Origin of the sequence: Bremerella alba (assembly GCF_013618625.1) — a bacterium.
GTDB classification, from domain to species: domain Bacteria; phylum Planctomycetota; class Planctomycetia; order Pirellulales; family Pirellulaceae; genus Bremerella; species Bremerella alba.
The window spans coordinates 596,526-610,686 of sequence record NZ_JABRWO010000002.1 but is presented as its reverse complement, the minus strand read 5'-3'; the positions used below and the strand labels follow the sequence as shown (position 1 = coordinate 610,686).

General features: G+C 56.1%; 12 protein-coding genes. 10 read left to right on the top strand and 2 right to left on the bottom strand.

Going from position 1 to position 14,161, the window contains the following annotated elements; translation table 11 throughout:
- Positions 1 to 241 precede the first annotated feature (241 nt).
- Positions 242 to 1,033 (top strand): PIG-L family deacetylase, encoded by a 792-nt coding sequence (locus tag HOV93_RS05590; protein WP_207395476.1) that lies wholly within the window; start codon positions 242 to 244, stop codon positions 1,031 to 1,033.
- Here the strand turns inward: HOV93_RS05590 and HOV93_RS05585 are convergent.
- The gene (locus HOV93_RS05585) at positions 991 to 1,947 is read right to left on the bottom strand and encodes an RluA family pseudouridine synthase (protein WP_207395475.1); all 957 of its coding nucleotides are present in this window, start codon (positions 1,945 to 1,947) and stop codon (positions 991 to 993) included. The genes HOV93_RS05590 and HOV93_RS05585 overlap by 43 nt on opposite strands.
- A gap of 87 nt (positions 1,948 to 2,034) precedes the next feature.
- Positions 2,035 to 3,108, bottom strand: a complete 1,074-nt coding sequence (locus HOV93_RS05580; protein ID WP_207395474.1) for a tetratricopeptide repeat protein — start codon at positions 3,106 to 3,108, stop codon at positions 2,035 to 2,037.
- Between the two features lie 301 nt (positions 3,109 to 3,409).
- Here HOV93_RS05580 and mch point away from each other — a divergent pair, with 301 nt between their 5' ends.
- The 9 genes from mch to HOV93_RS05535 all read left to right on the top strand — a co-directional run bounded on the left by mch (position 3,410) and on the right by HOV93_RS05535 (position 14,154).
- On the top strand, positions 3,410 to 4,357 hold the full coding sequence (gene mch / locus HOV93_RS05575) for a methenyltetrahydromethanopterin cyclohydrolase (RefSeq protein ID WP_207395473.1): 948 nt from the start codon (positions 3,410 to 3,412) through the stop codon (positions 4,355 to 4,357).
- Between the two features lie 8 nt (positions 4,358 to 4,365).
- On the top strand, positions 4,366 to 5,307 hold the full coding sequence (locus HOV93_RS05570) for an ATP-grasp domain-containing protein (protein WP_207395472.1): 942 nt from the start codon (positions 4,366 to 4,368) through the stop codon (positions 5,305 to 5,307).
- A gap of 169 nt (positions 5,308 to 5,476) precedes the next feature.
- Positions 5,477 to 7,165: a fatty acid CoA ligase family protein gene (locus HOV93_RS05565; RefSeq protein ID WP_235989833.1), complete on the top strand. Its 1,689-nt coding sequence runs from the start codon at positions 5,477 to 5,479 to the stop codon at positions 7,163 to 7,165.
- A gap of 302 nt (positions 7,166 to 7,467) precedes the next feature.
- Positions 7,468 to 8,418, top strand: a complete 951-nt coding sequence (locus HOV93_RS05560) for a hypothetical protein (RefSeq protein WP_207395471.1) — start codon at positions 7,468 to 7,470, stop codon at positions 8,416 to 8,418.
- Between the two features lie 50 nt (positions 8,419 to 8,468).
- Positions 8,469 to 9,464 carry an NAD-dependent epimerase/dehydratase family protein gene (locus tag HOV93_RS05555; protein WP_315853356.1) on the top strand — a complete coding sequence of 332 codons (996 nt, stop codon included), beginning with the start codon at positions 8,469 to 8,471 and terminating at the stop codon, positions 9,462 to 9,464.
- 64 nt (positions 9,465 to 9,528) lie between these two features.
- Positions 9,529 to 10,782 (top strand): beta-ketoacyl-[acyl-carrier-protein] synthase family protein, encoded by a 1,254-nt coding sequence (locus HOV93_RS05550; RefSeq protein WP_207395469.1) that lies wholly within the window; start codon positions 9,529 to 9,531, stop codon positions 10,780 to 10,782.
- A 27-nt stretch (positions 10,783 to 10,809) separates the two neighbouring features.
- Positions 10,810 to 11,061: an acyl carrier protein gene (locus HOV93_RS05545; RefSeq protein WP_207395468.1), complete on the top strand. Its 252-nt coding sequence runs from the start codon at positions 10,810 to 10,812 to the stop codon at positions 11,059 to 11,061.
- A 210-nt stretch (positions 11,062 to 11,271) separates the two neighbouring features.
- Entirely contained in the window at positions 11,272 to 12,663 is a 1,392-nt protein-coding gene (locus HOV93_RS05540; RefSeq protein ID WP_207395467.1) for a phytoene desaturase family protein, read from the top strand.
- Between the two features lie 39 nt (positions 12,664 to 12,702).
- Positions 12,703 to 14,154 (top strand): phytoene desaturase family protein, encoded by a 1,452-nt coding sequence (locus HOV93_RS05535; RefSeq protein WP_207395466.1) that lies wholly within the window; start codon positions 12,703 to 12,705, stop codon positions 14,152 to 14,154.
- Positions 14,155 to 14,161: the final 7 nt, after the last annotated feature.

The window sequence follows — 14,161 nt, the reverse complement described above, 5'->3', positions numbered from 1 at the left end:
ACCCTCCGGTTCCCTCGCCCCCAACGGGGAGAGGACAAACCAGGTGCATGCGAACCGTTACTCCCAGCGAAGGTTGGCCCAGAGATTTATCTCTGGGTCGGCGTCGCCGACAAGCGGCTAATGAGTTGAGCTGAAACAGAATAGCGGCTGCCATTTTTTATCCGGCCGGGAACGCTAGCCGCTTGTGGCCTACAGCCACCCAGAGATAAATCTCTGGGCCAACCTATCTGGAGAGAATCTATTGACTGTTGACGTTGAAAAAGAATATCCCCAGATCGAAATCCTGGCGGTTGGTGCCCATCCGGATGATGTCGAGATCGCCTGTGGTGGTACGCTGGCCAAGCTCGCCGACCTGGGGCATTCGGTGGGGATCATTGACCTGACCGATGGCGAACCTACACCACGTTCGCCTGACCCAGAAACCCGATTGGCGGAAGCTGCCGAAGCGGCCAAGGTGTTGGGCGTTCAGAAAAGGATTACGCTCGATCTTCCCAATCGTAAGCTTTTCGACAGCTTCGAAGCACGCGTCACGCTGGCCAAAGAATTTCGCAAGTATCGTCCCAAGGTGGTGATTGGGTTTGGGGATCGCACGCCGATGGCCTCGCCCGATCATTGGCAGGCCATGCAAATCACCGACGCGGCCGTCTTTTATTCGCGGCTGACGAAGTGGGACGAGACGTTCGATCACCTCCCGGTGCACACCATCGGTCGGCAGTTGTATTACAAAATCGCCTTTGAGCCGATCCACAAGCTCGACGCTCCTGGCAGCTTCGTGCACGATATTACCGATTGCCTGGAGCGGAAACTGGAGAGCATTCGCTGCTATCAAACGCAGTTTCCCGAAGAAAAGGCTTACGTCTTTGAACGCGTGAAGGGGGCGGCAATCTACCTAGGGGCCACGGCCGGGTATGGGGCCGGAGAATTGTTCTACACGACGCGGGCCGTCGGTACGCCAGATATGATGCAGCTGCTGTACCCTGACGATCGCGTCTATACCGAGCGGTACTTGCGTAAGATTTCCAGAGTCGAGTGAAGGTCTTCCGGGATCGGCGCCTCGAACTCGAGGGGCTCGCCGGTGACCGGGTGGTTGATCTTCAAGCGCCGGGCATGCAGCGCGGTTCTGGCAAGGATGATTTGTTCGTCATCGGTTCTGGCAATTTCTCCGAGCGTCATCCGGGCTTGATTGCCATAAGCTCGATCGCAAAGCACCGGGTGTTTGATATGGGCCAGGTGCACGCGGATCTGGTGGGTGCGACCTGTTTTGGGGAATACCTTGAAGGCCGAGAATCCGTCGAAACGTTCGGTGACTTCGTAGAACGTCTGGGCTTCTTTTGCTTCGGGATCGTCTCGGACGATCGACATTCGCTCGCGATAACGCGGGTGAGGACCAATCGGTTGATTGATCACGTCTCGGTCGCGATCGGGGCAGTTAGCGACCAGCGCAAAGTATTCCTTCTCGGTCGAGCGGTCGGCAAATTGCTGTGAAAGGGCCTCGTGGGCCTGATTGTTCTTGGCAATCACCAGCACGCCGCTCGTATCTCGGTCCAGGCGGTGGACGATGCCGGGGCGTGAAGCACCACCGATGTCGCTCAGTTGGCTGAACTTGGCAATGAGTGCTGCCGTCAGGGTGCCGTCCCAATGCCCTTTCGCCGGGTGAGTGACCATGCCTGAGGGTTTGTTGATCGCCGCAAAGTGTTCGTCCTGAAAGATGATATTCAGGTCGACATGCTCAGGCGTCTGCTCTTCGACGCGTGCACCAATCTCTGGATACTCGAGGACGTCACCATCTCGAAGTTTGTGCGAAGGCTTCATCGGTTGACCATTGATGGTGATCTGTCCGCTGTCAATCGCCTCGCGGACTTGCCCGCGGCTCGCCGTTTTAATGCGGCGTGTAACGAATTGATCGAGCCGCTGACCGGCGTCTGTTATGTCGACCGTGTATCGCATGCAATGAGACCCAAGAAAGAAAACATGGCCACCGGTAAGTGGCCATGCAGATATTTTATCAAGAGTTCTGCCGAAAGGGAGGTTCGCTTAATCAGCGTTCTCTTCTTTAGGTTCTTCTTTGGCGGGTTCCTCGGCGGCAGGCTTCTCTTCCGCAGGCTCTTCATCTGCGGAAGATTCTTCTAGCGAACCGGCATTCTGTTTTGCGGATCCTTCGATGAGCCCATCGGCATCGTCTTCTGCTTTCTCACCGGTTGGGGAGGCCGGCTTGTTGGCGGCTTCCTTCTCCTTTTCGGTGAATGTGGATGGCTTCAACGGGGTGTCTTCACCCTCGGCACCCTTCAGATCCATGCTGGGCGTGAAGAGAGGATTGTCGCTTGGGGCGGGCGTTGTGCCTGGCGAATCGAACAGTCCACCGCCGCCGGGGGCTTCTAGACCCATATCCATGCCTGGCAGTCCACCACCGATCGGAGCCCGGTTTTCTCGCTCGACTTCTGCGGCACGAGCGACGAAGTCTTGATCGCGGTACCAGGCATAGAAACCATCGACCCCTTGGTTGTCGAGTCGTTCAATACGCTGTTTGGCAAGCGTTGACGTGTTGGTGTCGGGCCAGATGACCAGAACTTCTTCGTAGTTGGTTTTGGCCTTAGCCAGCGATTCCTTGGTTGATTGAAGCTCGTAAGCCTCGGCCATTCCCCAAAGTGCTTTCACCTTGAGAACCGGCAGGTCAGACTCGTCGTATACCTTTTGGAAGGACTTTAGTGCCCGCTCAATATCTGCGGTGGCCGATTGAGGGTCACTGAACGCCAGGTCGCTGGCTTGTGTCAGGTTTTGTTGACCATAGAAGTACTCGGCCCATAAGGCCGGACGCGACGTGCCGTAGTCGGTCGATAGAGTAGCGAACTCTTGAGCGACTTCCTGGCGTTTGACGTCGTCTTCGCCAACACGGAACGACTCGTCGAGCGTCGTGAAAACAGCACCCCACTCTTCGTTCTTTACGACACCGCTTTCGGTATTCAGGATGACGTAACCGACGAATCCTAATAATAGCGCCAAGGCCACCCCGCCGATCATCGTCGCGTGAGGTTTGGCTCGCTCCAGAAGACCTTCGAGAAAGTGAGCTAGGGAATTCTCTTGGATTTCGTGCCGACGTTCCGACTTCATCGCTGATCTAACGCTTTAAGAGTGGGGCCTGCGGGAAACGCGATCGAAGCGTGGTTGCCACTAAAGCGTTTCGTATAAAATGCTTACAAACAAGCGACTGAGTATAGGAGAATGCGGCAAAAAGCGTCAATAGCACTGCCGCCCCCCAGCATCGAGCGTCATTGCAGCATTAGGGTAAGACGGGGATGATGGAGGGACTTCGCCCATGTGAAGTTTTCTGGCATTCAGCGAAAATTTAAACGACCACCACCCTGACGCCGACGCAAAACACGTAAAACGCTTAAAAACCAAGGAGAAAATCTTGGAATTAAACCAGCGGGCTCATGCCCTGGTACAGCCGATTATCGATACGCCGCAGGAAATCGGAGCAGAGCTGGTTCAGCTTGCGTGTGGCGCTAAAGTGCTTGATTTAGGGGTGACCGCAGGCCGGGGGGGACTGGAAGCCGGACGCCAGATGGCCGAGATTTGCCTGGCAGGGCTTGGCGAAGTGTCGTTCTCGCTGGGCGATGCTCCCGGGACGCGGACGTTTGTTAACGTGTGTACTGATCGCCCAGAGCTGGCCTGTATCGCTTCGCAGTACGCCGGCTGGCAGATTAAAACCGAGAATTTTTTCGGGATGGGCTCGGGGCCGATGCGTGTTAAAGCGGCCAAGGAGCCGGTCATCCAAGAGCTGAACTTAACCGACGAGTACCCCGTCGCCGTGGGGGTGCTGGAAGCATCTCAGCTTCCCGGAGATGACGTTTGTCAGAAAATTGCCACTGATTGCCACGTCGATCCCAAAAAACTGGTGCTGCTTGTCGCGCGAACCGCCAGTATCGCGGGACACGTCCAGGTGGTCGCTCGTAGCGTCGAAACGTGTTTGCACAAGCTGCACGAGCTGAAGTTCGACCTCTCGAAGATTGCCAGCGGGTTCGGTGCGGCCCCACTTCCGCCGATTGCCGCTGACGACGTGGTGGGCATTGGCCGCACGAACGACGCTATCCTGTACGGCGGCACGGTGACGTTATGGGTTAACGAAACATCGCAGCGGCTGAGCGAGTTCGGCGAGAAACTGCCCAGCAGTACATCGTTGATGTATGGGCAACCCTTTGAACAGATTCTGCGAGACGCCAAGTTCGACTTCTACCAAATCGACCCGCTGCTGTTTAGTCCGGCGGAAGTCTGTTTGGTCAGCCTGCAGGATGGCAAATCGACCATCTTCGGCAAGAAAAACCTGGAAGTGCTGGCCAATTCGTTCGGGCAAGGTTAAGTACGGCCATGAATCGAAGTGCTCGATTGCCACGCATCGGCGTGCTCGCTAACGCAGATAGCTGGTACTTCCAAGATCTGCAGAGGGCCGCGCGCGGCAAAGCCCTACTCGAGCGTTTGGAATTCTCGTCTTTGCAATCGCGCATTGGTGCTGGCGAGTCGATTTCTGCCGAGACGATACTGTCGGAAAACTTCGACGCGGTGATCGTCCGCACGATGCCGCTAGGATCACTCGAACAAGTGGTCTTCCGCATGGATGCGTTGGCCGGACTCGAGCGGCAAGGCGTGTTAATCATCAACCCACCCAAGTCGATGGAACTGGCGATTGATAAGTATCTGTCCCTTTCCAAGCTATCGGCGGCCGGCTATCGGGTTCCGCAAACGCACGTCTGTCAGACCTGGCAAGATGCGATGGCCGCCTTCGAAGAAATAGGGCCGTCGGTCGTCGTCAAGCCGATCTTTGGTGGAGAAGGGCGGGGGATCATGCGGGTCGAGGACGCCGATCTTGCCCATCGCGTGTTCAAAACGCTGCAGCAAATGGGGCAGATTATCTATTTGCAGAAGTTTGTACCCCACCCAGGCTACGACCTACGGGTGCTGGTGCTCGGTGAGAGAATGTGGGGAATGCGACGAACTTCGGCCGATAGTTGGCGAACCAATCTCAGCCGCGGTGCTAGTGCCACCCTCGCGCCAATCCCCGACGACGTCGCGCAGGTCGCGCGGCAAGCCATGCAAACGCTGGAACTATCAATCGCCGGGCTCGACTTTCTGCCCGACGGCGAAGGGGGTTGGTATTTACTGGAAGCCAATGCTGTTCCAGGATGGAAAGGGCTTTCAGCGGCCTGTGATGTGGATGTCGCCGCCGAACTGATGGATTATGTTGTGGCAAGAATCAATGATCAGCGGAAAGCCCCATACCCCTCAGGGGCGAGTGGACCAGAGAGTTGTTGAACAACAGATTGACCCAGAGATTTATCTCTGGATGGGCGAAGACCACAAGCGGCTCATGTTCCCGGCCGGATATAAATTGGAAGCGTTTATCCTTATAAAACTCAACTCTGGAGCCACTTGTCGGCATGGCCGATTCCTCCAGCCGGTTAAGGGATTAGAGAGTAGTTGAATGGCGGATGCCACGATGACATCAACGGTTTTCAATGTGGGGCTGCTGCTCGATGAAGTCGCGGTCGTCAGGCCGGACGCGACCGCGATTGCCGTTGCCGGAAAGCGAGACGTCCAAGGGAAACGACAGTACGAAACAATCACATTTGCCCAACTTGCCCACGACAGCACCGTGATCGCCGCAGGCTTGTCAAAGATGGGGGTCGTCCCTGGCACACGCCTGGCCATGATGGTTCGCCCGGGGATTGATTTCGTTTCGCTGGTGTTTGCCCTGTTCAAAGTCGGGGCGGTCAGCATTCTCATCGATCCTGGTATGGGGAAGAAGAACGTGCTTTCCTGTCTCGATCAGGTTCAGCCGGAAGGATTCGTGGCGATCCCTATCGTGCATGCCGTTCGCAAGCTATGTGGTCGGCGATATCAGGCCGCCAAACTGAATGTGACGGTCGGTCGCAAGTGGTTTTGGGGAGGGGCAACTCTCGAGCAACTGCGTCAGACCGATATCGGCGAGTTTCAGCCGTTCGAGTCGACTGCCGATGACAAGGCGGCAATCATCTTCACGTCCGGCAGCACTGGGCCTCCGAAGGGGGGCGAGTTTCGGCATGAGGGATTCCGCCGCCAGGTTCAGTTCATTCAAGAGCGTTACGCGATTGAGCCTGGCGAAATCGATGTGCCCGGCTTCCCTTTGTTTGGGCTTTTCAACAGCGCGATGGGGGTGACGTCGGTTATTCCCGACATGGACTTCAGCTGCCCTGCGGCCGTTGATCCGCGGAACATCTTGGAAGCGATTACCGACTGGAAAGCGACGCAGTCCTTTGCATCCCCGGCCGTTTGGAACGCCGTTGGCCAGTTTTGCGAACGCGAGAACCTGTGGATGCCGTCGCTCCGGCGCGTTCTATCGGCTGGGGCTCCGGTCCCTCCGCATGTGTTGAAGCGAATGAAAAAGGCCGCACCCAATGCTGAGATGTACACGCCATACGGGGCAACCGAAGCGTTGCCAGTGGCTTCGATCGCGGCCAGCGAGGTCTTAGGAGAAACGAACGAGCGTTCACGTGAAGGGGCCGGCACTTGCGTTGGCTCGCGCTTCGAGGGCATCGACTGGCAGGTCATCGCCATTTCGGACGAAGCCATCGAAACGGTCGAACAGGTCGAACCTCTACCCCGTGGTGAGATTGGCGAGTTGATCGTCCGCGGTCCGGTGATTACGCGGCGGTACGCGACCAGCGACGAGGCGACCCGCAACTCGAAAATCTACGATGGCGACGCAGTGTGGCATCGGATGGGAGACGTCGGCTATCTCGATACCCACGATCGGTTCTGGTTTTGCGGGCGAAAGACGCATCGCCTGCAAACGGCCCAGGGGCCGATGTTTACGATTCCGGTCGAATCGATCTTCAACACGCATGAGAAGATCTTCCGCAGTGCGCTGGTGGGGCTCGGTGAACCAGGGGACGAGGTGCCTGTCGTGATCGTTCAGCCGTGGCCTGGTATGTACCCAGATACGCCGCAAGAGATTGACCAACTGATGGACCAACTGCGTGAAATCGGCAATAAAAACGCATTGACCGAGCGAATAGACCATTTCCTGCTGCATCCAAATTTCCCGGTCGACGTGCGGCACAACTCGAAGATTTTCCGCGAGAAACTCAAGGTGTGGGCTGAGGAACGGATCGAGACCGGCTCGCCTCAATAGACAGAGTGTGAAGTGTTTTTTCGCATCGTGATCTGTCAGCCCCACGGGACGAGCGTGTTGCATGTCGAAAGAGAGATTAGCCACAGAGAGCACCGAGAGAAGGGTTTTTAATCAAGGATAATTTCCTATTCGTGGTTGGTCTTCTCCCCTCCGTGTGCTCTGTGGCTTGGCCTTTTCTTTTGTATAAAGAACAGGCTTTCGCCCCTTCGGGGCTTATGAGAGCTAACCCGTTTCACTTTACTCACAGTGAATCCACGCCCAGCACTGGTTACTAATCTGTCGATTCAAGGTTTTTCCAACCCATGCATCTCAAGTGCCCTCACTGTTCGACCGTACTCAATGTGACTAGTCCTGCCGGGACCCAGGTTCAATGTCCTACCTGCCAGGGCATGTTTGTCGTTCCTCAGGCAACACCCCAAGTCAGTGCACCGGTGATTACACCTCGTGAGCCGGGGAGCAAGCCACTCAGGAAAAAGCCCCAGTCCAAGACCGAGCAGGCCGAGGGGGCAGAAGGTGCCGAAGGGGAAGAAGAGCTTGAATCGGGCGGAATCCCCGTCGATTTGATTCTGAAGATCGCCAAGGTCGTCGTGCTGCCGATGTTTCTGGCCGTGGTGTTGTTCTTTGTCTTGGTCTCGATGGGCATCCTGGAAATCGGATCAGGCGGCGATGTCGTCGACGATTCCCCCTACGTAGACGACGGCGTAGCTAACAGTGGCAACCAGATCCAAGACGTCATGGAAGCCGCCGAGAAGGGCGATATCTACATCAACTGGGTTCCGGCCAAGAATTCAGCCACCATGGAAGGCTTCAAGGTAAAGATTAATCACATCGATTGGGGCGAAGTGCGTGGCCGCGACGAGTCGGGCGAACTGGTCACTTCCAACGGTCGGCCATATATGAACGTCTATCTCGAACTATCGAATCGATCAGACAAGACGTTTGATTTCAAAAGCTGGTATGGCAACCAATTTAACTCACAAAATGGAGCGATTCGCACGGCCCAGCTTTCCGACGACGACAAGAACATGTACTATCCCCTCAAGTTCGATGATCTGGCCGACCTAAAATGGTGGACTCCCAGCAAAACCTTCAAACCGGCGGAAGAAGGCACCGACGCCATTGTTTTTGACGTGCCAGAGGACTTCGACCCCAACCAGGTCGAGAACCTCTACCTTGACCTGCCAGGCGAAGCGATTGGCAAAAGTGGTTCGTACCGGTTCAAGATACCTAAGTCCATGATTCAGGGTCTCTAAAAGAGCCAAGGCCCCCTCTACAAGATAAGCATCCGGAGCAACACTTGAGCGTGCTGGTCACCGGCGGAGGAGGATTCCTCGGTCGATATATCGTGGAACAGCTTCTCATGCACGGGGAAAACGTGCGTGTGCTCTCGCGGCAGCGATACCCCGAACTCGAATCGCTGCGGGTCGAGTGCATTCAGGGGGATCTACGCGATCGGGCTGCTGTCGAAGGGGCCGTGAAGGGATGCGAGGTCGTCTATCATGTCGCTGCGATGGCCGGCATTTGGGGACGCTGGGAAGATTATTACGGCATCAACGTCGAAGGCACACAAAACATTATCGATGCCTGCCTGGCTTGGAATGTCGAGCGTTTGGTCTTTAGCAGCAGCCCCAGCGTGACCTTCAACGGGTCAGACCAGAAGGGAGTCGACGAGTCGGCCCCTTATCCAGAAAAATGGCTGGCGCATTATCCGCATTCCAAAGCTATTGCCGAACAGGCAGTCCTTCAGGCCAATCGGCCGGGCGCGCTGGCAACGTGTGCTCTGCGACCTCACCTGATCTGGGGACCACGCGACGGCCACTTGATTCCGAGGCTTATTCAGCGGGCAAAATCGGGGAAATTGCGAATTGTCGGGGACGGAAAAAATCTGGTCGACATGGTTTATGTCGAAAACGCCGCCTCGGCCCATATTCAAGCCGCCGGAGCATTGGTGAACACGCCCGAGAAGGTCGGCGGCAAGGCTTATTTCGTCACCCAGGGGGCTCCGGTCCGTCTCTGGGACTGGATAAATGAGATTCTGGCCATGGAAGACATTCTTCCGATTCGGAAACACGTTTCGGCAAACGTTGCCTATTATGCGGGGGCTGCCATGGAAACGACCTACAAAATGATCGGTCGAATGCACGAAGAACCACGCATGACACGGTTCCTCGCGAGGCAGCTTGCCACGCACCATTATTTCGATATCTCGGCTGCCCGACACGACTTGGGATACTCCCCAAAAGTCTCGACAGAAGAGGGAATGCAGCGGCTGAATGACGATTTGGCTTGCCGCAGGTGACTTGCCAAGGTTCCTGGGAATCGGTAGCTTGAACGGTTTCCGTTAAATTGCCGAGGATGGGCAAATGATTGCCACCGCCGAACAACTTCCCGATTCGCAGCGAATTGTCATCACGGGCATCGGTCTGACCGCGCCTAATGGCAACTCGTATGCCGATTACCGAGCTGCTCTGCTCGCGGGGAAGAGCGGCGTTCAGAATTACGAAATTCGCTATGTCGGCGAAACCCTGGCCGGCCTCTGCGATTACGAAGCGACCCGCTATCAAAAGAAACGCGATATCCGCCGCGGCACACGTGCCGGCAGTATCGGCATCTATTGTGCCGGCGAAGCAGTCACCGATAGCGGCATCGACTGGGAAAATACCGACAAAAGCATGGTCGGCGTCTACATCGGCGTGACCGAGCACGGCAATGTCGAGACGGAAAACGAAGTCTACAACATCAAGGGTTACGACTATGATACGTCGTTCTGGTCGCACCACCACAACCCGCGAACTGTGGCCAATAACCCGGCCGGCGAGATCTGCCTGACGATGGGAATCGTTGGCCCGCACTATACCATTGGGGCCGCATGTGCCGCCGGTAACGCCGGGCTGATTCAAGGGGCCCAGATGCTACGACTGGGCGAATGCGACCTGGCCCTGGCCGGTGGCGTCTCAGAAAGTGTGCAAACCTTCGGGATCTTCGCCGGTTTCAAAAGCCAAGGGGCGCTGGCCCATCACGAAGACCCCACTCAGGCATCGCGCCCTTTTGATACCCAGCGAAATGGCATCGTCGTTTCCGAAGGTGGCTGTATTTATACGCTCGAGCGGTTATCAGACGCGAAAAAACGCGGTGCGAAGATTTACGGCGAGTTGGCCGGCTACGCGATGAACACCGACGCGACCGACTTCGTGCTGCCCAACCCCGAGCGGCAAGTGCAGTGTATTAACCTGGCCCTGAAGCGAGCCGGGATGAATGTCGACGACATCGATATTGTCAGCACGCATGCCACCGGCACGACGCTCGGCGATCAGCAGGAATGCACGGCGATTCGCGAAGTCTTCGGAAAAAGCGAAACGACGCTAATCAACAATACAAAAAGTTTTATCGGGCACGCGATGGGAGCGGCTGGGGCATTGGAACTAGCCGGCAACTTACCTGCGTTTGAAGATGGCATCTGTCATGCCACGATCAACGTCGACGAGTTGGACCCTGAATGTGCCATCGACGGTTTGGTTTTGAATCAGCCGCGAGAACTCGGAAAAGCCCAAGTCATTTTGAACAACTCGTTCGGAATGTTGGGTATTAACTCAGTAGTAATCATCAAGAAGCTGTAAAGCACACGGTTGAGGAGCCAGATCGGGATGACGCCAGCGGAAATCCGTGAAGAAGTATTGGACATTTTGCGGGACATCGCACCGGATGACGACATCACGGATATCGACGACGAGAAGCCCTTTCGCGACCAGCTAGAGCTGGACAGCATGGACTTCCTGGACATCGTCATGGAACTCCGTAAGCGTCACCGGGTGCAAATTCCGGAAGAGGAATACCCGGAACTCGCATCGATGAAAAGCACGGTGACCTACCTCGAACCGAAGATGAAAGATCTGTAATTTCGACCACCGCGCATCGCGAAATCCTGTAGGGTGCGAGCAGCGAAGCATATCGCACCAAGCCCTAACGATGGATGTCGCACTTATTTCTCATTGCCCCAATGGGGCGAAAGATAATAGCCAGGGGCGTATGCCCCTGGTAGAGGTTTGAGCTTCTGCCGCCCCTTCGGGGCTATATGCGGAAACCGCCACAAGGACTTTCTCGTCACGATGTACGACACGATCATTATCGGCGCAGGCATGTCCGGGCTGGCGGCCGGGATTCGCTTGGCTTATTTCGGTCAGAATGTCTGTATTCTCGAGCGTCACAACACCATCGGTGGGCTGAATTCCTTCTATCGCATGGCCGGTCGCGACTTTGATGTCGGCCTTCACGCGGTGACCAACTTCACCAAGAAGGGTGAGAAGAAGGGGCCGCTGGGTCGGCTTCTGCGGCAGCTGCGTTTCAAATGGGATGAATTCGCGTTGTGCCCACAACTGGGCTCGAAGGTGATGTTTCCCGGGGTCGAACTGAAATTCGACAACGACATTCAACTCCTACGAAGCGAGATCGCCCAACGGTTTCCCAAGCAGGCCGACAATTTCGATCGCCTCCGCGGGCAGATCATGGACTACGACGACATCACGCCGGATAACTACGCTGGCTCGGCCCGCACGCGACTGGCCGAGATCATCACCGACCCGCTGCTGATCGAGATGCTGTTGTGCCCGCTGATGTGGTACGGCAACGCCCGCGAGCAAGACATGGACTGGGGCCAGTTCTGTATCATGTTCCGCAGCATCTACATGGAAGGCTTCGCCCGACCGCTCAAAGGAGTGCGGCTGCTACTGAAGAACCTGGTCAAAAAGTTCCGCGAACTGGGGGGCCAGCTTAAACTGCGAACGGGTGTTTCCGGGCTGAAGATCGACAACGGCCAGTGCGTTGGCGTGACGCTCGACGACGGTACCGAACTGATGGGCCGCAAGGTTATTTCCTCGGCCGGTTGGTGGGAAACGATGCGGATGTGCGACGAAGCAATCAAGCCGCCCACCGGAGAGCCAGGCCGCTTGAGCTTTGTCGAAACGATCTCAGTCATCAAGAAGCAGCCGGTTGAAGTCGGTTACGATTCGACGATTGTTTTCTTCAACGATTCGAACAAGTTTCACTGGGTAAAACCGGAAAACGATCTGTGCGACGTCCGTACCGGCGTCATCTGTTCGCCGAACAACTTCGACTATCACGACGGAGCCAATCTCGACGAGGGCTACCTTCGCGTCACGGCTCTGGCCGACTACGACCGCTGGGTGAATCTGCCGGAACAGCAGTACCGCTTCGAGAAAAACCGCTGGTACGATCTGGTAAGCGACAGTGTGGTGCGGTTCATTCCCGAGTTCCGCCGGCATGTGGTGGCCGTCGATATGTTCACTCCCAAAACGATTCATCGATACACCTGGCACAAAAACGGTGCCGTGTATGGTGCCCCCGAGAAACATCTCGACGGCACCACGCACCTGAACAACCTGTACATTTGCGGAACCGATCAAGGCTACGTCGGGATCATAGGTTCCATCATGAGCGGCGTATCGGTTGCCAACCGATACTGCCTACAAGACCCCAGCTAACCCTCTCCCTGCAGGGGCAAGGGGACAGGAATAAGAATCATGCCGAAAGACTTTCTGAAAGATACCCAAGACGAGTACGACGTGGTCGTGATCGGAAGTGGCTTGGCCGGGCTTACCGCTGCCAACACGCTGGCCCGTCAGGGGCGTAGCGTTCTTCTTTGCGAACAGCACTACAAGCTCGGTGGGATGGCAACCTGGTTCAAGCGACCTGGCGGGCACATCTTCGATATCTCGCTGCACGGTTTTCCGATCGGGATGATCAAGAGTTGCAAGCGCTATTGGACCCGCGAGATCGCCGACTCGATCGTGCAGCTAAAGAACATTCGTTTCGATAACCCGATGTTCTCGCTGTCGACGACCTTCAATCGCGACGACTTCTCGCAGCTGCTGATCCAAGAGTTCAACGTGCCGGAAGCGACCGTGAAGGAGTTCTTTGACACGGCGCGCAGCATGAACTTCTACGACGACCAGGGAACGACCACCAAGCAGTTGTTCGACAAGTTCTTCCCTGGACGCGAAGATGTCGTACGGCTGTTGATGGAGCCAATCACCTACGCCAACGGTTCGACCCTGGAAGACCCGGCGATCAGCTACGGGATCGTCTTCTCGAACTTCATGAGCAAAGGGGTTTTCACCTTTCAAGGGGGAACTGACCGGCTGATTAAGTTGATGCACGAAGACCTGAAAAAGTCAGGCGTCGACGTGCGCATTAATGTCGACGTCGAGAAAATCAATCTCGAGAACGGCCGGGTGCAAAGCATCACCGCCAACGGTAAGACGATCAAATGCAAGTCGATTGTCTCGAACTCGAACTTGAAGCTGACCATCTTCGACCTGGTTGGCGAGCAGCACTTCGATAAAAAGTTTATCGAGGATGCTCAAGAGGTGCGGCTCAACAATTCCAGCACCCAGGTTTACATGGCCATGAAGCCGGACGAGCAGATCCCCGAAGAGACCGGCGATCTGCTCTTCAGCAGCGCGGCCCCTGCATTTCGCACCGACTTGCTGCTTAGTCGCGACATCACCAGCCGCACCTACTCGTTCTATTATCCGCAGACGCGGCCCGAAGGACGTCCGAGATCGCTGGTCGTTTCCAGTACCAACGCTCGCTTTGAAGACTGGGCGAAACTGTCGGAAGACGAATACAAAGCGAGCAAAGCCGATCTCGCCGAGACTACGCTCGACGCGCTCGAAAAGTACGTCCCTAACGTTCGCGAGCGGGTCGACCACGTCGAAGTCTCGACGCCGAAAACCTTCCAGCGGTACACCAAGCATGCGCTCGGCTCTAGCTTTGGGACTAAGTTTGAAGGATTGGCCGTTAGTCGCGCCATCCCTGAACAGGTGCCTGGTTTGTACCACGCCGGCAGCGTCGGCATCATCATGTCCGGCTGGCTGGGGGCCATCAACTATGGCGTGATCGTGTCGAACGATGTCGATTCGTACATCATGAAGTCTTCGACCCAATCGCAATTGGCCGATAGCAGCAAGTAACGCAGGA

Excerpts from the sequence above, each read along its gene's own strand:
- HOV93_RS05570 (WP_207395472.1), top strand. The coding sequence starts at position 4,366 with ATGAATCGAAGTGCTCGATTGCCACGCATCGGCGTGCTCGCTAACGCA.
- HOV93_RS05545 (WP_207395468.1), top strand. The coding sequence starts at position 10,810 with ATGACGCCAGCGGAAATCCGTGAAGAAGTATTGGACATTTTGCGGGAC.
- HOV93_RS05580 (WP_207395474.1), bottom strand. The coding sequence starts at position 3,108 with ATGAAGTCGGAACGTCGGCACGAAATCCAAGAGAATTCCCTAGCTCAC.
- HOV93_RS05540 (WP_207395467.1), top strand. The coding sequence starts at position 11,272 with ATGTACGACACGATCATTATCGGCGCAGGCATGTCCGGGCTGGCGGCC.
- HOV93_RS05535 (WP_207395466.1), top strand. The coding sequence starts at position 12,703 with ATGCCGAAAGACTTTCTGAAAGATACCCAAGACGAGTACGACGTGGTC.
- HOV93_RS05585 (WP_207395475.1), bottom strand. The coding sequence starts at position 1,947 with ATGCGATACACGGTCGACATAACAGACGCCGGTCAGCGGCTCGATCAA.
- HOV93_RS05565 (WP_235989833.1), top strand. The coding sequence starts at position 5,477 with ATGGCGGATGCCACGATGACATCAACGGTTTTCAATGTGGGGCTGCTG.
- HOV93_RS05560 (WP_207395471.1), top strand. The coding sequence starts at position 7,468 with ATGCATCTCAAGTGCCCTCACTGTTCGACCGTACTCAATGTGACTAGT.
- HOV93_RS05550 (WP_207395469.1), top strand. The coding sequence starts at position 9,529 with ATGATTGCCACCGCCGAACAACTTCCCGATTCGCAGCGAATTGTCATC.